At 69.0% G+C, this 21133-nt stretch carries 17 protein-coding genes; 13 read left to right on the forward strand and 4 right to left on the reverse strand.

From position 1 onward, the window contains the following. The first annotated feature begins 9 nt into the window (after positions 1–9). From IE226_RS33010 to IE226_RS33020, 3 genes are read left to right on the forward strand one after another with little or no spacing between them, the layout of a single operon-like run. The gene (locus IE226_RS33010; RefSeq protein WP_190085115.1) at positions 10–801 is read left to right on the forward strand and encodes a GNAT family N-acetyltransferase; all 792 of its coding nucleotides are present in this window, start codon (positions 10–12) and stop codon (positions 799–801) included. A 58-nt stretch (positions 802–859) separates the two neighbouring features. Beyond that, on the forward strand, positions 860–2719 hold the full coding sequence (locus tag IE226_RS33015; protein ID WP_190085116.1) for an IucA/IucC family protein: 1860 nt from the start codon (positions 860–862) through the stop codon (positions 2717–2719). Between the two features lie 40 nt (positions 2720–2759). Beyond that, entirely contained in the window at positions 2760–4781 is a 2022-nt protein-coding gene (locus IE226_RS33020) for an ATP-dependent DNA helicase (protein WP_190085117.1), read from the forward strand. A 138-nt stretch (positions 4782–4919) separates the two neighbouring features. Here the strand turns inward: IE226_RS33020 and lexA are convergent, their stop codons facing one another. Then, positions 4920–5702: a transcriptional repressor LexA gene (gene lexA, locus IE226_RS33025; protein ID WP_190085118.1), complete on the reverse strand. Its 783-nt coding sequence runs from the start codon at positions 5700–5702 to the stop codon at positions 4920–4922. Between the two features lie 495 nt (positions 5703–6197). Here lexA and nrdR point away from each other — a divergent pair, with 495 nt between their 5' ends. Next, positions 6198–6752, forward strand: coding sequence for a transcriptional regulator NrdR (gene nrdR, locus IE226_RS33030; RefSeq protein WP_190085119.1), 555 nt, complete (start codon positions 6198–6200; stop codon positions 6750–6752). A 134-nt stretch (positions 6753–6886) separates the two neighbouring features. Continuing rightward, positions 6887–9784, forward strand: coding sequence for a vitamin B12-dependent ribonucleotide reductase (locus tag IE226_RS33035; RefSeq protein WP_190085120.1), 2898 nt, complete (start codon positions 6887–6889; stop codon positions 9782–9784). A 200-nt stretch (positions 9785–9984) separates the two neighbouring features. Here IE226_RS33035 and IE226_RS33040 read toward each other — a convergent pair whose 3' ends face one another. Then, positions 9985–10518 (reverse strand): TerD family protein, encoded by a 534-nt coding sequence (locus IE226_RS33040; protein WP_190085121.1) that lies wholly within the window; start codon positions 10516–10518, stop codon positions 9985–9987. A 181-nt stretch (positions 10519–10699) separates the two neighbouring features. On the opposite strand from IE226_RS33040, the gene IE226_RS33045 reads away from it, so the two are divergent. The 5 genes from IE226_RS33045 to IE226_RS33065 all read left to right on the forward strand — a co-directional run bounded on the left by IE226_RS33045 (position 10700) and on the right by IE226_RS33065 (position 15979). Further along, the gene (locus tag IE226_RS33045; protein ID WP_190085122.1) at positions 10700–11590 is read left to right on the forward strand and encodes an arylamine N-acetyltransferase family protein; all 891 of its coding nucleotides are present in this window, start codon (positions 10700–10702) and stop codon (positions 11588–11590) included. Positions 11591–11623: 33 nt separating this feature from the next. After that, entirely contained in the window at positions 11624–12229 is a 606-nt protein-coding gene (locus IE226_RS33050; protein WP_190085123.1) for a YdbC family protein, read from the forward strand. A 109-nt stretch (positions 12230–12338) separates the two neighbouring features. Further along, positions 12339–12998 carry a histidine phosphatase family protein gene (locus tag IE226_RS33055; RefSeq protein ID WP_190085124.1) on the forward strand — a complete coding sequence of 220 codons (660 nt, stop codon included), beginning with the start codon at positions 12339–12341 and terminating at the stop codon, positions 12996–12998. A 12-nt stretch (positions 12999–13010) separates the two neighbouring features. After that, positions 13011–13919, forward strand: a complete 909-nt coding sequence (locus tag IE226_RS33060) for an ADP-ribosylglycohydrolase family protein (protein WP_190085125.1) — start codon at positions 13011–13013, stop codon at positions 13917–13919. A 323-nt stretch (positions 13920–14242) separates the two neighbouring features. Further along, positions 14243–15979 carry a DUF4153 domain-containing protein gene (locus tag IE226_RS33065; RefSeq protein WP_190085186.1) on the forward strand — a complete coding sequence of 579 codons (1737 nt, stop codon included), beginning with the start codon at positions 14243–14245 and terminating at the stop codon, positions 15977–15979. Positions 15980–16237: 258 nt separating this feature from the next. Here IE226_RS33065 and IE226_RS33070 read toward each other — a convergent pair whose 3' ends face one another. Continuing rightward, complete coding sequence (locus tag IE226_RS33070) at positions 16238–17794, reverse strand: MFS transporter (RefSeq protein WP_190085126.1); 1557 nt, start codon at positions 17792–17794, stop codon at positions 16238–16240. A gap of 125 nt (positions 17795–17919) precedes the next feature. Between IE226_RS33070 and IE226_RS33075 the strand changes: the two genes are divergently transcribed. The 3 genes from IE226_RS33075 to IE226_RS33085 all read left to right on the forward strand — a co-directional run bounded on the left by IE226_RS33075 (position 17920) and on the right by IE226_RS33085 (position 20035). Continuing rightward, entirely contained in the window at positions 17920–18534 is a 615-nt protein-coding gene (locus IE226_RS33075) for a TetR/AcrR family transcriptional regulator (RefSeq protein ID WP_190085127.1), read from the forward strand. 47 nt (positions 18535–18581) lie between these two features. Next, on the forward strand, positions 18582–19283 hold the full coding sequence (gene rnhB, locus IE226_RS33080) for a ribonuclease HII (RefSeq protein WP_190085128.1): 702 nt from the start codon (positions 18582–18584) through the stop codon (positions 19281–19283). 77 nt (positions 19284–19360) lie between these two features. After that, on the forward strand, positions 19361–20035 hold the full coding sequence (locus IE226_RS33085; protein ID WP_190085129.1) for a hypothetical protein: 675 nt from the start codon (positions 19361–19363) through the stop codon (positions 20033–20035). 250 nt (positions 20036–20285) lie between these two features. On the opposite strand, the gene IE226_RS33090 is transcribed toward IE226_RS33085, so the two are convergent. Further along, a complete protein-coding gene (locus tag IE226_RS33090) occupies positions 20286–20924 on the reverse strand; it encodes a hypothetical protein (RefSeq protein WP_190085130.1) in 639 nt (212 codons plus the stop codon). Positions 20925–21133 lie beyond the last annotated feature (209 nt).

The following is a 21133-nucleotide window of genomic DNA, read 5'->3' on the forward strand; positions in this document are numbered from 1 at the left end:
AGCGACGCCGTGCCTCCGCCTGACGCGAGTACCGACGCCGGAACCGAGACCGCCCCCGAGTCCTCCCCCGCGGACAGGGCTCCTTCGGACAGGGCCCCAGCGGACAGAGCGGATGCCCAGGACACCCTGGACCTGCGCCTCCCGGACGAGCTCATCGCCCTGTTCGGCGAAAGTGACGCGGGTGGTGCGGGTGGTGCGGGCGGCGCGGGTGGTCCGGGTGGCGCGGCCGACGATCTGCTCGACCATGTCGCTGACTGGGGCCCCGCGACCACCCCTGCCGGTGTCTTCCAACTCGTCCCTGTATGTATCGAGCGCGATCTGCCCCTTGTCAGCCGGTGGATGAACGACCCCGCCGTGGCGGCTTTCTGGGAGCTGGCCGGCCCCGATGACGTCACGGAAGCCCATCTGCGCGGCCAGATCGACGGTGACGGACGCAGCGTCCCCTGCCTCGGCGTGCTGGACGACACGCCGATGAGTTACTGGGAGATCTACCGGGCGGATCTGGACGGCCTGGCCCGCCACTATCCGGCCCGCCCGCACGACACCGGTCTTCACCTCCTCATCGGTGGTGTCGCAGACCGCGGCCGGGGCCTCGGTACTTCTCTGCTCAGAGCCGTCGCCGACCTCGTGCTCGACCATCGGGCCGCGAGCGCCCGCGTCATCGCGGAGCCCGACCTGCGCAACACCCCCTCCGTCTCCGCATTCCTGAGCGCCGGATTCCGATTCGCCGCGGAGGTGGATCTCCCCGACAAACGCGCGGCCCTCATGGTCCGTGACCGGGCCCTTCGCGCAGTGCTCTGACCCCTTCACTCTTGGTACACCGCTCGACCCGATCCGGTTCCCTCCCCGAGGAGTCCCCGTGCCGAATCCGACCGTTCCCCCGACGTCCCGAGAACCGTCGACATCCCGAGAATCATCAGTCCTCTACGACCCGCCCGAGCTGACCCCGGACAGGTGGGAGAGGGGAGGGCGCCGCCTGCTCGCCAAGATGGTCGCGGAATTCGCCTATGAGGAGATCATCGAGCCCACCCCGGACGGACCGGGCAAAGGCGAGTCGAAGAGTTACAGCCTCGGCCTCGACGCCGAGGACGGGGGATGCCTCCTCTTCCGAGCCCGCCGCGGCTCGTACGGCAGCTGGCACGTCGACCCGGAAAGCCTGGCCCTGGCCGAAGACGACGGGTCGACGCTTCCCTTCAACGACCCTCTCCGTTTCCTCACCCGGGCCCGCCGCACCCTGGGAATCGACGGTGCCACGCTCGGCCACCTCATCCGCGAGCTGACCGTCACCCTCTCCGCCGACGCCCGGCTCGACCAGACCGCCCTCACCGCGGCGCAGCTCGCCGACCTCGACTACGCGGAACTCGAAGGGCATCAGACGGGCCACCCCTGGCTCGTACTCAACAAGGGCCGCATCGGGTTCTCCGCGAGCGACACCGCCCGCTGGGCGCCCGAGGCCCGCCGCACCACGCGGCTTCCCTGGATCGCGGTCCACACCGACCTTGCCGCCTATCGGGGGGTCGCGGGCGTGAAGACCGCGGAGGATCTCTACATCCGTGAACTCACCCCGGCGACCAGGGAGTCCTTCGCGGACATACTCAGGGCACGCGGGCTCGACCCGCAGGCCTACCTCTACTTGCCGGTGCATCCGTGGCAATGGGACGACGTCGTCCTGCCCCTCTTCGCCCCTTCCGTCGCCGCGGGAGCCATCGTTCCGCTCACCGCAGACGCCGATCTGCGGCTGCCCCAGCAGTCCATTCGTACGTTCCTGAACTTGTCCCGCCCCGACCGGCACACCGTCAAGCTGCCACTGTCGGTCCTCAACACCCTGGTGTGGCGGGGACTGCCGACCGAGCGCACCCTGGCCGCCCCCGCCGTCACCGCCTGGATGCACGCCCTGCGCGACGCCGACCCCTTCCTGCGCGACGAATGCCGGGTGATCCTGCTCGGCGAGGTCGCGTCGGTGACCGTCGAGCACCCGCTGTACGAAGAGCTGCCCGAGGTCCCTTACCAGTACAAGGAACTGCTCGGTGCGATCTGGCGCGAACCGATCACCCGGTACCTCGCTCCCGACGAGCGCGCCCGCACGCTCGCCTCCTTACTGCAGACCGACCCGCAGGGCAGAGCCTTCGTCGCCGAGCTGGTCGAGCGCTCACGCCTCGCTCCGGAGACGTGGCTGCGGCGCCTCTTCGCCGCACTGCTCCCGCCGCTCCTGCAGTTCCTTTACCGGTACGGCACCGTGTTCTCCCCTCATGGGGAGAACGCCATCGTCGTCTTCGACGACAAGGACGTGCCCGTCCGGCTCGCGGTCAAGGACTTCGTCGACGACGTCAACGTCAGCGCCGACGTCCTTCCGGAGCACGCGTCGATGCCGGACGACGTCCGGGACGTCCTGCTCACCGAACGCCCCGATTTCCTCACGCAGTTCATCCACTCGGGGCTCTTCGTGGGGGTCTTCCGCTATCTCGCCCCGCTGTGCGACGAGCAGCTGGGCATCCCGGAGAGCGACTTCTGGGCACTCGTCCGCGCGGAGATCCTCCGTCATCAGGCGCGCGCCCCGCAGCTCAGGGAGCGATACGACATGTTCGATCTGCTCACCCCGCGTATCGAGCGCCTGTGCCTCAACCGGAACAGGCTCCACCTCGATGGGTACCGGGACCGCCCCGAGCGCCCGCACGCCGCCGTGCACGGGAGCGTGCCCAACCCTCTCCACCGGCCTTGATCGAGGGATTGTCAGTGGAGACCCGTAGGGTGGTCGCGCTATGACAAAGCCCTCCCTTCCCGAGCTCCTGCACGCCGCCGTCACCGCCGTCGGCGGCACAGAGCGTCCTGGCCAGGTGACGATGGCCGAGACCGTCGCCGAGGCGATCGACGACGGCTCCCACCTCCTGATCCAGGCCGGTACCGGCACGGGCAAGTCCCTCGGCTACCTGGTGCCCGCCCTCGCGCACGGCGAGCGTGTCGTGGTCGCGACCGCCACGCTGGCGCTGCAGCGCCAGCTCGTGGAGCGCGACCTGCCGCGGACGGTCGACGCCCTGCATCCCCTGCTGCGCCGCCGCCCCCAGTTCGCCATGCTCAAGGGCCGCTCGAACTACCTGTGCCTGCACCGCCTCCACGAAGGGGTGCCGCAGGAAGAGGAGGACGGGCCGGGGCTCTTCGACCAGTTCGAGGCCGCCGCCCCCACCAGCAGGCTCGGTCAGGACCTGCTGCGGATGCGCGACTGGGCGGACGAGACCGAGACCGGCGACCGGGACGACCTCACGCCGGGAGTCTCCGACCGCGCCTGGTCCCAGGTGTCCGTCTCCTCCAGGGAGTGCCTGGGGGCGTCGAAGTGTGCGTACGGAGCGGAGTGCTTCGCCGAGGCGGCGCGTGAGCGGGCCAAGCTCTCCGAGGTCGTGGTCACCAATCACGCTCTCCTTGCGATCGACGCCATCGAGGGCGCTCCCGTCCTTCCCCAGCACGAAGTGCTGATCGTGGACGAAGCCCATGAGCTGGTTTCCAGGGTCACCGGTGTCGCCACCGGCGAGCTCACTCCGGGCCAGGTCAACCGCGCCGTGCGCCGAGCCGCCAAGCTCGTCAACGAAAAGGCGGCCGATCAGCTCCAGACCGCCTCCGAAGGCTTCGAGCGAGTGATGGAGCTGGCCCTGCCGGGCCGCATCGAGGAAGTTCCTGAGGACCTCGGGTATGCGCTGATGGCCCTGCGCGACGCCGCCCGCACGGTCATCTCGGCACTCGGCTCCACCCGCGACAAGTCGGTCCAGGACGAGGACGCCGTACGCAAGCAGGCCCTCGCCTCCGTCGAGTCGATCCACGACGTGGCGGAGCGCATCTCGAACGGCTCCGAGTGGGACGTCGTCTGGTACGAACGCCATGACCGCTTCGGAGCCTCGCTGCGCGTCGCACCCATGTCCGTGTCGGGTCTGCTGCGCGAGAAGCTCTTCAGCGACCGCTCGGTGGTCCTGACATCCGCCACCCTCAAGCTCGGCGGCGATTTCAACGGCGTGGGGGCCTCGCTCGGCCTCGCCCCCGAGGGCACCGAGTCCGACGACGCCCCGGTCTGGAAGGGCCTGGACGTCGGCTCGCCCTTCGACTACCGCAAGCAGGGGATCCTGTACGTGGCCCAGCACCTGGCCCGGCCGGGCCGCGAGGGCACGCGCAGCGACATGATCGACGAGCTGGCCGAACTGATCGAGGCGGCAGGCGGCCGTACGCTCGGTCTGTTCTCGTCCATGCGCGCCGCTCAGAACGCCGCAGAGGAGCTGCGCGGCCGCCTTGACATGCCCATCCTGCTGCAGGGCGAGGAGACGCTGGGCGAGTTGATCAAGAACTTCGCGGCGGACCCGCAGACCTGCCTGTTCGGGACGCTGTCACTGTGGCAGGGCGTCGATGTGCCGGGCGACAGCTGCCAGTTGGTCGTCATGGACAAGATCCCCTTCCCGCGCCCCGACGACCCGCTGATGAGCGCACGGCAGAAGGCGGTGGACGACGCCGGCGGCAACGGCTTCATGGCCATCGCCGCGACGCATGCGGCGCTTCTGATGGCGCAGGGCGCGGGTCGCCTCGTGCGGGCCTCCGCCGACCGCGGAGTCGTGGCCGTCCTGGACCCCCGGCTCGCCACGGCCCGCTACGGCAGCTATCTGAAGGCGTCCCTGCCTGATTTCTGGTACACGACGGACCGTAATCAGGCGCGCCGCTCCCTGGCCGCGATCGACGCGGCGGCCAAGGCCACGGTCACGATCAAGGACGCCGACGACGCCGACGAGGGCAAGGCAGACGCGAAGTAGCGGTCAGGCGCGAAGACGCAGCCCGGGGCGGCCAGAGCTCCGGCATGGGCGGAGGTCGGAGCTGCGGCATGGCCTCGGGACGCAGCAGGGCCCCGGAACCGGCGCAGTTGGTTCCGGGGCCCGGTCGGGGGCGGAGGCTCACACCCGCCGCAGCACCGCCACCACCTTGCCGAGGATCGTGGCCTCGTCACCGGGGATGGGCTGATACGCGGAGTTGTGAGGCAGCAGCCATACGTGACCGTCCTCGCGCTTGAACCGCTTGACCGTCGCCTCGCCGTCGAGCATGGCGGCGACGATGTCGCCGTTCTCCGCAACCGGCTGGCGGCGGACCGTCACCCAGTCCCCGTCGCAGATCGCGGCCTCGATCATGGAGTCACCGACGACCTTGAGGACGAACAGCTCACCGTCGCCGACGAGCTGCCGGGGGAGCGGGAAGACGTCCTCCACCGACTCCTCGGCGAGGATCGGACCACCGGCCGCGATACGGCCGACCAGCGGGACATACGAAGCGGCGGGCTTGCCTGCCGTGTCGGTGGGCTGGCTGCTGGGCTGGTCCGAGCCGCGGACCTCGTACGCCCGCGGACGATGAGGGTCACGGCGCAGGAAGCCCTTGCGTTCCAGGGCCATCAGCTGGTGGGCGACCGACGAGGTGCTGGAGAGGCCCACCGCCTGCCCGATCTCGCGCATCGACGGGGGGTAGCCACGGCGCTGCACCGAGTCCCTGATGACCTCGATGACGCGGCGCTGCCGGTCGGTGAGACCCGAGCTGTCGGCGCGGATACCTGGAGGTCGGCCCGGTAGGGAGCGTGTGGGCTTGGCGCCCTCCTGGTTCGTGTCTGCGTCACTCATGGCATGCACCGGCTCGAGTCGGCTCTGGCGGTCCTGAGCAGTGATGGTGGCACTGTCTGCGGTGGTGGTCACGTCGGTCGGCCCCTCTCGAGAATGTTCTCCCTAGTTAGCCAACGGTAGTTGCTTTCGAAAGGTTGCGCCAAACACACGTTCGAGTGAAAAATCGCAGAAGGTCTGCCGTGATCATGCGTCTGGGTGTATGGCTAACGTTCGAGCCGAATGGCATTTCGGTTGATTACGGTACGCTTCACCGCCGGGATCGCGGCCCCTCGGTGGGGCTCCCATACTGCCACTCGTCGCTCGGTCGATCCGGTACCGCCCCCCTTCCTGTGGGTCGCGCGAGATGGCCTCGTAACCTTCACGACGTGCCGTGGGTGCGCGACACGCGCTGGGGTCGGATTTACGGCCAAACCCCAGATCTAGTGGTTGGATTGCGACCACAGCCCAGAAGTTGTGGTCCCCGGTCTTTTCAGGCCTCGGGCATCGCCTATGCTTGGGGCTGCTTCGAGGGCCTCATGGGCCCGGTGAGGCCTACGAGTCGTGTCTTGAAGGAGGGTTGGGAGTTTCATGCACTGCCCCTTCTGCAGGCACCCCGACAGTCGCGTGGTCGACAGCCGCACCACCGACGACGGCACGTCGATCCGCAGGCGCCGTCAGTGCCCCGACTGCTCCCGTCGTTTCACGACGGTGGAGACGTGTTCGCTGATGGTGGTCAAGCGCAGCGGCGTGACCGAGCCCTTCAGTCGTACGAAGGTGATCAACGGCGTACGCAAGGCGTGCCAGGGGCGGCCGGTGACCGAGGACGCCCTCGCCCAGCTCGGCCAGCGGGTCGAAGAGGCGGTGCGGGCCACCGGCAGTGCCGAGCTGACCACGCATGACGTGGGTCTGGCCATACTCGGTCCGCTGCAGGAGCTGGACCTCGTGGCCTACCTGCGCTTCGCGTCCGTGTATCGGGCGTTCGACTCGCTCGACGACTTCGAGGCTGCCGTCGGGGAGCTGAGGGACCAGCGGGAAAAGCGGCTCGACGAAGAGCCGCAGGGCGCCGGCAGGGAGCCCGGCGTGAAGGATTGCGGGCCCGGAGGGACTGGCGAAGTCCCGGTGCCCGCCACTGCCGCCGACTGACCGGGGCAGCGGCCGACGGCGGCCACACAGACCTGTTGCGGATGCCCTCGCGGGTTTCCGCGGCACCAGACAACACCGTGTCACGGGAACATCGTGGCACTTCAGGGCGTTTTAGCCTGATACAGGGAGGCGGCATGACCGAGACGACGAGCGGCCCGGCACGAGGTTCCCGAGCCAAGGGATCCAAGGCCAGCAAGGGTCTGCGTATCGAGCGCATCCATACGACGCCCGGCGTGCATCCGTACGACGAGGTGGTCTGGGAGCGCCGAGACGTCGTCATGACCAACTGGCGCGACGGCTCGATCAACTTCGAGCAGCGTGGCGTCGAGTTCCCCGACTTCTGGTCGGTGAACGCGGTCAACATCGTCACCAGCAAGTACTTCCGCGGGGCCGTTGGCACCCCGCAGCGCGAGACCGGCCTCAAGCAGCTGATCGACCGCATCGTGAAGACCTACCGCAAGGCCGGTGAGGACTACAACTACTTCGCCTCGCCGGCTGACGCAGAGATCTTCGAGCACGAGCTGGCTTACGCCCTCCTGCACCAGATCTTCAGCTTCAATTCCCCGGTCTGGTTCAACGTCGGCACGCCCCAGCCGCAGCAGGTCTCGGCCTGCTTCATCCTGGCCGTGGACGACTCCATGGACTCGATTCTGGATTGGTACAAGGAAGAGGGGATGATCTTCAAGGGCGGCTCCGGCGCCGGCCTGAACCTCTCCCGCATCCGTTCTTCCAAGGAGCTCCTTTCCTCCGGAGGCAACGCCTCGGGGCCGGTCTCCTTCATGCGCGGTGCCGACGCCTCCGCAGGAACGATCAAGTCGGGCGGCGCCACGCGCCGCGCGGCCAAGATGGTCATCCTCGACGTCGACCACCCCGACATCGAGGGCTTCATCGAGACCAAGGTGAAGGAAGAGGAGAAGATCCGCGCCCTGCGTGACGCGGGCTTCGACATGGACCTGGGCGGCGACGACATCACGTCCGTCCAGTACCAGAACGCCAACAACTCGGTCCGCGTGAACGACACGTTCATGAAGGCGGTCGAGCAGGGCGGCAAGTTCGGTCTGACGTCCCGTATGACGGGCGAGGTCATCGAGGAGGTCGACGCCAAGTCGCTCTTCCGCAAGATGGCCGAGGCCGCCTGGGCCTGCGCCGACCCCGGCATTCAGTACGACGACACCATCAACGCCTGGCACACCTGCCCGGAGTCCGGCCGGATCAACGGCTCGAACCCGTGCAGCGAGTACATGCACCTGGACAACACCTCGTGCAACCTCGCCTCGCTGAACCTGATGAAGTTCCTCAAGGACGACGGCCTGGGCAACCAGTCCTTCGACGCCGAGCGCTTCTCCAAGGTCGTCGAGCTCGTCATCACCGCGATGGACATCTCCATCTGCTTCGCGGACTTCCCGACGCAGAAGATCGGCGAGAACACCCGCGCCTTCCGTCAGCTCGGCATCGGTTACGCCAACCTCGGCGCCCTCCTGATGGCGACCGGCCACGCCTATGACTCGGACGGCGGCCGTGCGCTCGCCGGTGCCATCACCTCCCTGATGACCGGCACTTCGTACAAGCGTTCCGCGGAGCTCGCCGCGGTCGTCGGCCCGTACGACGGCTACGCCAAGAACGCCACGCCGCACAAGCGCGTCATGAAGCAGCACTCCGACGCCAACGCCGCGGCCGTTCGGATGGACGACCTGGACACGCCGGTCTGGGCCGCCGCCACGGAGGCCTGGCAGGACGTGCTCCGCCTGGGCGAGAAGAACGGTTTCCGTAACTCCCAGGCGTCGGTCATCGCCCCGACCGGCACCATCGGTCTCGCGATGTCCTGCGACACCACCGGCCTGGAGCCGGACCTCGCTCTGGTCAAGTTCAAGAAGCTCGTCGGCGGCGGCTCGATGCAGATCGTCAACGGCACCGTGCCGCAGGCCCTGCGTCGTCTGGGCTACCAGGAGGAGCAGATCGAGGCGATCGTCGCCCACATCGCCGAGAACGGCAATGTGATCGACGCTCCGAGCCTGAAGACCGAGCACTACGAGGTCTTCGACTGCGCGATGGGCGAGCGTTCCATCTCCGCGATGGGCCACGTCCGCATGATGGCGGCCATCCAGCCGTGGATCTCCGGCGCGCTCTCCAAGACGGTCAACCTCCCGGAGACCGCCACCGTCGAGGACGTCGAAGAGGTCTACTACGAGGCGTGGAAGATGGGCGTCAAGGCGCTCGCCATCTACCGCGACAACTGCAAGGTCGGCCAGCCCCTCTCCGCCAAGAAGAAGGAGCAGGAGAAGGCCGAGGTCACCGAGAAGGCCGAGGACACGATCCGCTCCGCGGTCGAGAAGGTGGTCGAGTACCGCCCCGTCCGCAAGCGCCTCCCCAAGGGCCGCCCGGGGATCACCACCTCCTTCACCGTGGGTGGCGCCGAGGGCTACATGACCGCCAACTCCTACCCGGACGACGGTCTCGGCGAGGTCTTCCTGAAGATGTCCAAGCAGGGTTCGACCCTCGCGGGCATGATGGACGCCTTCTCGATCGCCGTATCGGTGGGCCTGCAGTACGGCGTTCCGCTGGAGACGTACGTCTCGAAGTTCACGAACATGCGCTTCGAGCCGGCCGGCATGACCGACGACCCGGATGTGCGGATGGCGCAGTCGATCGTCGACTACATCTTCCGCCGCCTGGCGCTGGACTTCCTGCCCTTCGAGACCCGCTCCGCGCTCGGCATCCACTCGGCCGAGGAGCGCCAGCGTCACCTGGAGACCGGCTCGTACGAGCCGTCCCTGGACGGTTCCGAACTGGACGCCGAAAGTCTGGCCCAGTCCGCTCCGCAGCAGGCCGAGCCCCTGAAGGCGGTCGCCGCGCCGCGGGTCGAGGCCGAGAAGCCGGCTCCGCAGCAGGCGCACACCAGCGCCGAGCTCGTCGAGATGCAGCTGGGTATCCAGGCCGACGCGCCGCTGTGCTTCTCCTGCGGGACGAAGATGCAGCGGGCCGGTTCCTGCTACATCTGCGAGGGCTGCGGCTCGACCAGCGGCTGCAGCTGATCACGCACTCGACAGGAGCTCTTGGCGCTAGCCGGGAGTGAAGCCTGATCGCCAGGGCGGTGGTGCCGAGAAATCGGCGCCACCGCCCTTGGCGTTTCCGGTGCGCGATGACCTGGAGACCCGAAGTCCAGCTGATGCGAAGCCAGAAGGCCAGACGACCAGCAGCCCCGAAGGCCGTGAGTCGTCTTCGAGCGGCGTTCTCAGATGGCGGTGCCCATCACCGTCGCAAAGGACGTCGGGTCGGCGTCGAACCCGCGGATGAGTTCGCGGAAGGACCATGCGCCCGTTTCGTTACGGGTGAACTCGGCGATCGTCGCGGCCGTGGACCCGGAGACCGCGGAGAGGTCGCTCATCGCCAGATCCGTGTGTCCCGTGCGGATGCGTACAGCGGTGTTCGGGATGTCGCCGAAGACCTTCTCGCCTTCGTGGGTGTGGGGCTGTATGGCCACACCGACGACCACGCGCGCGTACGCGGCCGCGAGCCGGTCGAGTTCCAGGGTCATGATCTCGTCGAAGCCGAAACCCTGCCCCGTCTTGCTGTCCCTGTTGAGGGTGATGGTTCCGTCGGGGGCGCGGCTGTCGAAATGCACCAGGTACACAGGGCTGTCGTACGGAGCATCCGCCAAGTAGGTCGCCGCGATGATGTCGAGGTCGTGCGGGGGCGATCCGAGGGGACTCGGATCCCATTTGAGCCCCACTTCGACCTTCTTGATCCCCTTGCTGACACTGCTCACAGAGTCTCCCCTCCTCGTGTCCCGGCTGATGCTGACGCATCAGACATGTCCACACGGCATGCCCTACAGACACGCTACGGCGTATCACTGACATCTCTGAAGTTTCGGAGGGCGCACGTCCGTTGAGCCCCCGCGGGCTTTCTGGTGGCGGGCGCGCGCGGGCGCGTAGATCATTGACGTCATGACGTGGAACGGGGAAGAACTGGACATCGAGGCCTACTTGGCCAGAGTCGGCCACGAGGGAGAGCCGAAGCCTGACTTCGACACGCTCCGTGCACTGCACCGGGCGCATGTGGCGTCGATCCCCTTCGAGAACCTGGAGATGATGCTCGGGCGGCCCGTCCCGCTGGATCTGGCGGCACTGCAGGACAAGCTGGTACGGCAGCGCAGGGGCGGCTACTGCTACGAGCAGAACCTTTTGTTCGCGGCGGCCCTGGAACGTATCGGCTTCGCCGTCACCGGGCTGGGTGCCCGTGTCCGTGCGGGCGCCTCGTCGCGTCGCGCGGTGACGCACATGCTCCTGAAGGTCGAGGCGGACGGGCGGCAGTGGCACTGTGACGTCGGGTTCGGCGCCGAAGGCCTGCTCGAACCGATCCCCTTGGAGCGGGATCAGGGGGAGGGGCAGGGGGAGGGGCATGACGAGGGCGGCGTACTACAGGACGTGCGACAGGGCGTACGGCAGGACGTGCGACAAGGAGAGTGGCGGTTCGGGATCGTCCAGGAGGCAGACGGGGCTCGCGTGTTGCGGACCGAGCACGCGGACGGCTGGTTCGATCTCTACGAATACACGCTGGAAGAACGCCTTCCTGTCGACTACGTAGTGATGAACCACTACACATCGACCCACCCTCAGTCGTCGTTCATCCGCCGTCCCGTGGTCCAGAGGGCTGCTCCCGATGTGCGCCGGACCCTGGTCGGCGAGCACCTGACGGTGACCCGGCCGGACGGCACTTCGGACGAACGCGACGTAACTGCACAGGAGTTGGCCGAGGTACTCGTCCGGGAGTTCGGTATCGAGCTGAACGCCGAAGACCGCGCCGAGCTGATCCGAGCGCACTACGCCGGAGCGTGACCCGGGCCACGTCAGGCGCCGTACGATGGCGCGGTGCTGGTCAAGTGGATTCGCTGCACCGTGGTGGACCGACGGGGGTTCGAGCGGGGGCAGCGGAAGTGGGCGGGGCTTCTGGGGGAGCCGGGGTTCCGGGGACAGGGTGGAGGGTGGAGTCGTGAGCGGCCGGGCGTGGCGCACGTCTTCGCCTTCTGGGAGAGCCGGGCCTTCTACGACTCCTTCATGGCACGCTCCCATGACCGGCTGGCCTCCGCGCAGTCGGGCACGTTCAAGGACATCCAGAGCAAGCTCTTCGTCCATCGCTTCGACGTGAAGACCGGCTTCGAGCCGCGCTTCGCGGACGCCGACGTGGTGCGTGTGGCGCACTGCCGGGTTCGTGAGGCTCGCGTGGAGCATTTCGCGCTGATGCAGGAGAAGGTCTGGAACCCGGCGATGGCGGGCTCTCCGGGGATGGTGCGCGGACTCTTCGGAGAGGCGCCGGGGCACGAGTTCCTCGTCCTCTCGATGTGGCTTTCCGCCGCAGAGCACGGAAAATACCGCAGGGAGCGGGTGGAACGCCTCTCGCTGCGCGCCCAGACGGAGGCCGATGTCGCGGCGCTGGCCGGTGACATCGTGGAACTGGAGCCGTCTTGGACGGTGTGACCGTGTCCGCAGTGCCCGCAGTGCCCGCAGTGTCCGGTGTGTCCGCCGGATGGAGCTGGAACGGTTGACCGGTTGGGCCCTCCGGCGGAGGGCGATCTAGGGTTTCCCTATGGCACGTCCGCAGCGCATCTTCCTTGTCCGGCACGGCGAGTCGGCCGGAAACGCCGACGACACCGTGTACGAACGCGAGCCCGACCACGCGCTGGCGCTCACCGAGAAGGGCTGGCGGCAGGCGGACGAGGCGGGTGAGCAGCTAAGGGAAGTCGTCGGCCGGGAGCGGGTCAGCGTGTACGTCTCGCCCTACCGCCGCACCCACGAGACTTTCCGGGCCCTCCGGCTGGACCCCGAGCTCGTACGCGTGCGCGAAGAGCCGCGGCTGCGGGAGCAGGACTGGGGAAACTGGCAGGACCGGGACGACGTCAAGCTCCAGAAGGCGTACCGCGACGCGTACGGGCACTTCTTCTACCGGTTCGCCCAGGGTGAGTCGGGTGCCGACGTGTACGACAGGGTGGGCGCGTTCCTGGAGAGCCTGTACCGGAGCTTCGAGGCCCCGGACCACCCGCCGAACGTCCTCCTCGTCACCCACGGCCTGACCATGCGACTGTTCTGCATGCGCTGGTTCCACTGGTCGGTGGCGGAGTTCGAGTCGCTCTCGAACCCCGGGAACGGCGAGATGCGGACGCTGGTGCTCGGCGACGACGGCAAGTACACGCTGGACCGACCCTTCGAGCGCTGGCGCGAACCGGAACCGTACGGCGTCACCGGATAGAGTGGCAGGGCGATGACCGCTGACTCTTCTCCCGACCGGCGCCTGGCCCGCGCTCTGGCCAGCCTGCGTGGACTGGCGGTGGGGGACGCACTGGGCTCACAGTTTTTCGTGCCCGCGAACTACCCGCTGCTGAAGCGCCGGGAAGTGCCCTCTGGCCCCTGGCAGTGGACCGACGACACCGAGATGGCCTGCTCCGTGTTCACGGTCCTGGTCGGACACGACCGCATCGACCAGGACGCGCTCGCCCGCTCCTTCGCCGAGCATCACGACTTCGACCGCGGTTACGGCCCCGCCGTGAACCGCCTGCTCAGGCTGGTCCGGGAGGGCGGAGACTGGCGTGAGCTGGCCTCCGCGCTGTTCAAGGGGCAGGGCTCCTGGGGGAACGGCGCGGCCATGCGGATCGCCCCGCTCGGTGCCTGGTACGCGGACGATCCGGAGCAGGCGACACACCAGGCCGAGATCTCCGCGTACCCCACCCATCAGCACCGCGAGGCGGTCGTCGGAGCCATGGCGGTGGCCGCCGCCGCGGCACTGGCCGCCGACCCCGCCGGGCCGCCCGCGCCGAAGACGCTGCTCGACGGCGTCATCGACCTGGTGCCGCGCAGTGCCGTGGGGGCGGGGCTGCGCCGGGCTCGCGACATGCTCGATTACGGGGACGCGGCGACCGTCGCCGCGGTCCTCGGCTGTGGCCGCCGTACGACCGCCCATGACACGGTGCCGTTCGCCCTCTGGTCGGCCGCCCGTGGCCTCGGCGACTTCGAGCGGACCTTCTGGGCTACCGCTCAAGTGGGCGGCGACATGGACACGACCTGCGCCATCGCTTGCGGAGTGGTCGCCTCCGGTGAGGGCGGCGCGCCCCCCGGTGAGTGGCTGGAGCAGACCGAGGCGCTGCCGGGCTGGGTGCCGGTCGCGGCGGATTGATCGCGGCGGACTGATTGCGGAGGGCTGATCGCGGGGTGCGGCGCGGCCCGTGTGGTGGTCCCGGCGGGCTGGTCCCGGGTGCGGCCGGTGTGGTGGTCCCGGCGGGGGGTCCTGGGGCGCGGCCTGATTGACGGTCGCGGTGCGTATGTGGCTAGCCCTGTGCCCCTATGGCTGCCGTGGTGGGCCTGCGGGCAGCCGTGCTGCGCGCGTGCGTGACTGTCACGGTCATGCCACAGCCTGGCCGGCGCGGGGGCCCGCGCCGACGGCCCGGCTACTCTTGCCGCAGGCCGCGAGTTGATCATGACTTGCGTGCGCTCAACGAGATGCCGGTCGCCCGGCGGCCCCGCCACGCGTGCGTGCCGTCAGCTGCATGTGCGGTCCGGCCGGGAGGGGGTCCCGTGTCCGATACACCGTCCACGCCTGAACCATCAGACTCAGATTTGGGAGATCCACCAAGAGATGCAACAAGGCGTTCAGTGGCGCGCAGCGGCGGGGCGGTTCCCGAAGGACCCGAGGACGCCGTGCCCGGTCCGCGTGTCGCGCCGGGGAGCCCGAGCCAAGGCGACTGGGCGTACCCGGTGGGCAAGACGGAGCCCCTGCTGGCCGACCTGAGGGCCGAACCGCCGGCTCCGATCCGGACGGGCACGCTCGGCGCGGTCTGCGCGACGGGCCTGCTGAGCATGCTGCTCCTCGGCGACGGGCTCGCACTCAATCTGCTGATCGTCGCTGTGCCCGCGGCGCTCGCCGCGTACTTCGCCGCCGAGCAGGCCGGTCGCAGGCCGCGCCCCTGGACATTGGTCTGGGCGATCGGTGGCCTCGGGCTGCTGGTGGTACCCGCCCTGCGCGACGCGGCCTGGCCCTCGTTCCTCGCCGTCGTCTCCGCCCTGGCGCTCGGCTCGCTCGCCCTGCATGGCTCCCGCACCTGGCCCGGCATCCTGCTCGGCCCGCTCGGGCTCTTCGAAGCGGTGCTATCGGGTCCGGGCTGGGGCTGGCAGGGGGTGCGGAGCCGTGCGAGCGGGTCCAGGAGCGGTCCCGTACTGCGGTCGGCTGCGGTGACCGCCGTGCTGCTACTGGTCTTCGGCGCGCTGTTCGCCGGGGCCGACGCGGCCTTCGCGGGCCTGCTGGGTGATCTGCTGCCGGACGCTTCAGTCGGCGAGGGGCCCTGGCGCCTGCTGCTGTTCGCGGCCGGTGTCCTCGGGGCGCTCGCAGCGGCGCGCACCGCTGCCTCGCCGTTGCGCTGGGACCGGCTCGTCGTGGGCCCCGGTCGGGAGCGGGGCCGCGTGGAGTGGGCGCTGCCGCTGATCGTCCTGAACCTGCTGTTCGCGGCGTTCAACGTGGTGCAGCTCGCCGTGCTTTTCGGCGGCTATGACGCGGTGCTCGAAAAGACCGGCCTCTCGTACTCCGAGTACGCGCGCCAGGGCTTCTGGCAGCTGCTGCTCGCCACACTGCTCACCCTGCTCGTCATCGTCCTCGCCCTGCGCTGGGCACCGCGTGACGGGGCTCGCGACCGTGGCCTGGTGCGGGCTGTGCTCGGCACGCTCTGCGTCCTCACGCTGGTCGTCGTGGCATCGGCGGTGCGACGTATGGACATGTACGTCGACGCGTACGGTCTGACCCGGTTGCGGGTGTCTGTCGTGGCCGTGGAGCTCTGGCTCGGCCTGGTCATCGTGCTGATCATGGCGGCGGGGGTGTGGGGCGCACGCTGGCTGCCGCGCGCCGTCGCCGCGAGCGCTGCGGCGGGTGTGCTGGCTTTCGGACTCCTTTCGCCTGACGGCCTCGTCGCCGAGCGCAATGTCCAGCGCTATGAGGACGCCGGGAAGTTTGACCTGGAGTACGCGCGTGGGCTGTCCGCCGATGCCGTACCGGCCATCGACGAGCTGCCGGAGCCGCTGCGGTCCTGCGTTCTTGAGGGCATCGCAGACAGCCTCGGGTCCGAGCGCGACCCTTGGTATGCCACCAGCCTCGGAGAGTCGCGGGCCAGGGAGATCATCGAGGCGCGACCGCCCGAGGTCGGCCCGGGGGATTGCAAAGACTCCGAACGGGAGACTTCGTACCGCTGAAGTGCCCTCCGGCGGACCGGCGCCTTTACGAGCTCGCCGGTCCGGCCGTCTGCGGCACGCAGCCTCCAGCCGCACGACGCAGGCGAGGCCGTGGTGGCTGTGGCTGTGGCCGTAGCTGTGGTGGTGGCCGTGGGGTCGTCCGCCTCGGGGCTGGGCCAGCCTGGTGCGTGCTCGCCTGCGTGGGGGCCTCCTCGGTGAGGCCGGCGAGTGCCGGGCCGCCCCCTCGCCGTCGAGGGCGGTCCCGCACGCACGCTCCCCTCAGCCGCCGGCAGGTCCCGCCGCGCTTGCCGTACCGGCCAGCGCGTCCAGGTCGCTCTTGCGCACTCGGACCAGCACCACGGCGGTGACAAGGGCGAGCAGGGCCATGGCGACGGCCGGTATGAAGGCCGTGGAGATTCCCTCGGACAGCACCTCGTGTGCCCACGGCGGCGGCAGCTCGCCGGTCTTGGCGAAGGCGGCCTTCTGTTCCGGCGACGCGGTCGCCATGAAGTCCGCCACCTGTTCCTTGCCTTCGTTCCGGCTGGCCGTGCCGAACACGGTGGTCAGGATGGCGAGGCCGAGCGAACCGCCTACCTGCTGCGTCGCGTTGAGCAGGCCGGATGCCGCGCCTGCCTCGTGTTGAGCCACTCCGGAGACGGCCGTCAACGTAAGGGTCACGAAGTTCAGACCCATGCCGAAGCCGAACAGCAGCATCGGACCGAGCACCCCGCCCACGTACGAACTGTCCGGGCTGACGAAGGTCTGCCAGCCGAGTCCGACGGCGACGAGAGCCGAGCCGACCACCATGAACGGCTTGGGCCCGAGGACCGGAAGCAGCCGTTGGGAGATGCCGGCGCCCGCCACGATCGCGACCGTGACCGGCAGGAAGGCGAGGCCCGCTTCGATCGGGGTGTACCCCAGTACGTTCTGCACGAAGAGCACGATGAAGAAGAACATCCCGAACATCGCGGCGGCCAGGCTCAGCATGATCACGTACGAGCCCGAGCGGTTGCGGTCGGCGAACATCTTCAGCGGAGTGATCGGCTCCTTCGCCCGGCTCTCGATCAGGACGAAGACGAGAAGCAGCACGACCGCCGAGCCGAACGAGGCCAGCGTGAGACCGTCGCTCCAGCCCTCCTCGGCAGCCCTGATGAATCCGTAGACCAGGGAGACCATGCCGAGGGTCGACGTGAGGGCGCCGGCGAAGTCGAACCGGCCCGGATGACGCTCGGACTCACTGATGTAGAGCGGAGCGAGGAAGGCGATCAGGATGCCGATGGGTACGTTCACGAACAGCACCCAGCGCCAGTCGAGCCACTCCGTGAGCATGCCGCCTGCCAGCAGGCCGACGGCGCCACCGCCTGCGGAGACGGCCGCGAAGACGCCGAACGCGCGGTTGCGCTCGGGGCCTTCGGGGAACGTCGTGGTGATGAGCGCCAGCGAGGTGGGCGAGGCGATCGCGCCACCTACGCCCTGCAGGGCACGCGCGGCCAGCAACTGCCAGGGCTCCTGCGCGAATCCGCCGAGAAGCGAGGCGAGGGTGAAGAGAAGGATGCCGGCCATGAAGACCCGGCGGCGGCCGAGGATGTCACCGGCGCGGCCACCGAGAAGCAGCAGTCCGCCGAAGGTGAGGGTGTACGCGCTGACGACCCAGGTGAGATCGGTCGTAGAGAACTCGAGCGCATCCTGGATGTGCGGGAGCGCGATGTTCACAATCGTCGCGTCGAGGACCACCATGAGTTGGCAGGCCGCGATGACGGTCAGGGCGATTCCGGGGCGGCTTCCTCTGCGTGCCGCGCCGGGCTTCTGATCTTGAATTAACTGAGAGGTTGTCACTATGGGTCCCCCACAAGTGCGTTAGTGAACGTCACCGTTCACTGTCCCGTCCACGGTAGTGACTTCCCCTCAGTGAACGCAACCGTTCACTGACACTGCCTCGTTCGCTCAACGGAGAGATATCGATGGTTACTTCGCGCTGGAACGCCGCCTCCGCTCCGACGGCTGCCCTGCGCCGGCGGGGTCCTGTCCTGGAACGGGCGATCCTTGATGCCGCACTCGAGCAGCTCAGCACCGTCGGCTGGAACGGACTGACGATGGAAGGTGTGGCCGCGAGCGCGCAGACCGGCAAAGCGGCGGTCTACCGTCGCTGGCCCTCCAAGGAGGACCTCGTCGTGGACGCCCTGCAGGCCGGTCTTCCGAAGCTCGACTCCGCACCGGACCGCGGCGGGGTCAGGGAGGATCTCCTTCAGCTGTGCCGGCAGATGCGTGAGGCGATGTACTCGCGGCCCGGATTCGCTCTGCGCGCCGTTCTTCACGAGTGCGACACGGTGACGGCCGAGAGGTTTCACGCGGTGATCTTCGACGGAGTCATCGGGCCGAGCGTGGAGATGATCAAAGAGGTCCTGCGCCGGGGAGTCGAGCGCGGAGAGGTGCGCGCCGATGCCCTGGACCCGTACGTGTGCGACGTTCTTCCGGCGATGATGATGTACCGCTCCAAGGTGTGCGGGAGCGAATGGGGGGACGAAGAGTTCACCGAACTGATCGATCAGGTCATGGTTCCGCTGCTTCGTCGGTAGGCCTGGGTGTCGCGGGTGGCATGCGGCGGCGTACGCTGTCTGGCGCCATGCCGTACGAACCACCCACCCACACCGTCGAGCGCTCCCTTCGCGCTACCACCGGAGCGAAGATCGTTGCCGGTGTCGACGAAGTCGGGCGCGGCGCGTGGGCGGGACCGGTCACCGTCTGTGCGGCGATCACGGGACTGCGCAGGCCGCCCGAAGGGCTCACCGACTCCAAGCTGATCACTCCCAAGCGGCGCACCGCGCTCGCCGTGGAGCTCGAGAGCTGGGTCACGGCCCATGCCCTGGGGCACTCCTCGCCGGAGGAGATCGACGACATGGGGATGACCGCCGCACTGCGGCTCGCCGCGGTGCGTGCCCTGGAGGCGCTGCCGGTGCGTCCGGACGCGGTGATCCTCGACGGGAAGCACGACTACCTCGGGGTTCCCTGGCAGGTTCGTACGGTGATCAAGGGCGATCAATCCTGTGTGGCCGTCGCTGCGGCGTCGGTGATCGCCAAGGTTCGGCGCGACAAAATGATGGCCGAACTGGGTATCGAACATGCAGACTTCGGTTTTGCGGCCAACGCCGGCTATCCGTCGCCGGTGCACAAGGCCGCTCTGGCGGAGCGGGGGCCCACCCCGTACCACCGGATGTCGTGGGCGTATCTTGATGCGTTGCCCCAGTGGCGGCACCTCAAGAAGGCCCGCAGCTGGGCGGATGGGGGCGTTCCGGAGATCGAGGGCCAGCTCGGCTTCGATTTCTGATCCCTCCGGCAGTTCCACTCGCACTCATGTGCCACCCGCTGATGCGTCACGCATCGGCATTTGATAGACAACAACGCATGCCTCTCAGTCCCGAGGAGCCTCAGATTCCCGAGAGTGCCCAGGGTCCCCGCGTGACCCCGGCCAGTGGCCGCACCACGCCGACCCCCCGCCCCGTACCCGGCCCGCGTCCCGCAGCCGTGCCGCGCCCAGGCCGACCGGGCCCCGCCCGGCCGACGCCGCCGGCGCAGCGCACTTCGCGTGAGCCGGCCGTAACGCCCGGGCCGTCCGCCCCGGCTGCTTCCGGATCTTCCGCCGTTCCCGCTGGTTCCACCGCGGGCTCCGCCACGGCTGTCGGCGCTTCGGTGCCGCAGATCCAGCTGATCCCGGCTTCCGTCGAGGGGGCGCTCGACGCCGCCGAGGAAGCTGTCGACCTGCTGCTCGACTCGGGCCGCGCTCCGGGTGAGGTGCTGGTGATCACCACCGGCGACCCGCACCCGTGGGCCACGCACGAGCTGTCGTTCGGCGAAGCCTCCTACTGGGCTCAGCACGACGCGGGAGACGACGTCTTCTACGCCGACGCCGCTGCCCTGGACCGTGCCGCGTCCCGCCCCGTGGTCGTCGTCGCCCTCAACGGCGGCAGCGAGGAGACCGCGGTCGGCGCCCTGCCGACGGCGCTCACCCGGGCAGGAGTCCTGTTGATCGTCTGCGGCGACCCGCAGCGGATCAACGCGATGCTCGGCGCAGGCGTCTGACGCTCTTCACCGTCTGACACCTGCGCTGCGGTGTTCCGGCTTCGACTGCCTGAAGACTGAAGACTGAAGGCTGAAGTCTGATGCCGGATGCCGGATGCCCCAGGGTTGGGTGGGCGGCGTCGGGTGGGCTTGAGCCGTTGGTTGCGTCGCGCATCGTGCGACACGGGCGGCGGCGTGCGACCGGTTCATGCCGGCGGCCCGCCTGTCGGTGTCCCGGTGTCCCGGTTCGTGCGGCAGGCCGGCGGACGCCTCAGCGTGCCGCCGCTCGGCGCAGTACGTCGGACGCCGCGCCGCCGGTGCGTGGTGGTGGAGGATCGGTTTCGGCGAAGGCCTCGGGGCGTGAGCCGGAACTCGGCCGCCGGCCGCCACGGCCCTCGCCGAGCACCTGCCAGCCGTCCGGGGTCAGCGTGATGTAGGCGCCGCACCGCAGGCCGTGCAGCGTGCACGCGTCCCGCAGCCCCCACATCCACGCCCCGTCCTCCTGCGTCCAACGCGCGTCACCGTCCCGGCAGTAGAGCAGGACGGCGGTGCGCACCGGAGTACGGCGGCGCAGGTCGTGCGGGATGACCCTGCGCAGCTGCGCGAGCAGCGCGTTACGGAAGACCCAGCCGTCCGCCGCGCTCGGCCGCCGGGTGAACGAAGCGCTCGCCCTGAGCCGTTCCTCCGGATCGAGTACGGCGACGACCGCTGTCGCGGGCGTCGGACGATGCCGGGCATGCAGGCCGCTGACGACCTCACGCGGATTGCGCAGCAAGGGGATCCCCGCGGCTGACCACTCCGCGGGCTCGAGCATCCGGACCAGTGGATTGGCGGAATCGGCCGGCACCTCAGCCGACGCCGAGAACTCCGACATCGATGCCGCACCGGACGAAGAGAATCCGAAGGTCACGGTCCTCCCTTCGGCTACGCGCCCAGAGGGCGGGGTCGGACTGTGGAGCGCACCGCGGCACAGCCCTGCCGGACCACGGGAGGCGCGCGGGGAGCGAGGCCAATTCTTCCCGTCGCACTGCCTTGCGGCAACGAGCAATTGGGTCCGCCGACCGGTATCTGACGATGCGCCACCTATATCCTTGCCCACGACGCCCCGCATTGACGCTT

This window comes from Streptomyces longisporoflavus, assembly GCF_014649775.1.
Lineage (GTDB): Bacteria > Actinomycetota > Actinomycetes > Streptomycetales > Streptomycetaceae > Streptomyces > Streptomyces longisporoflavus.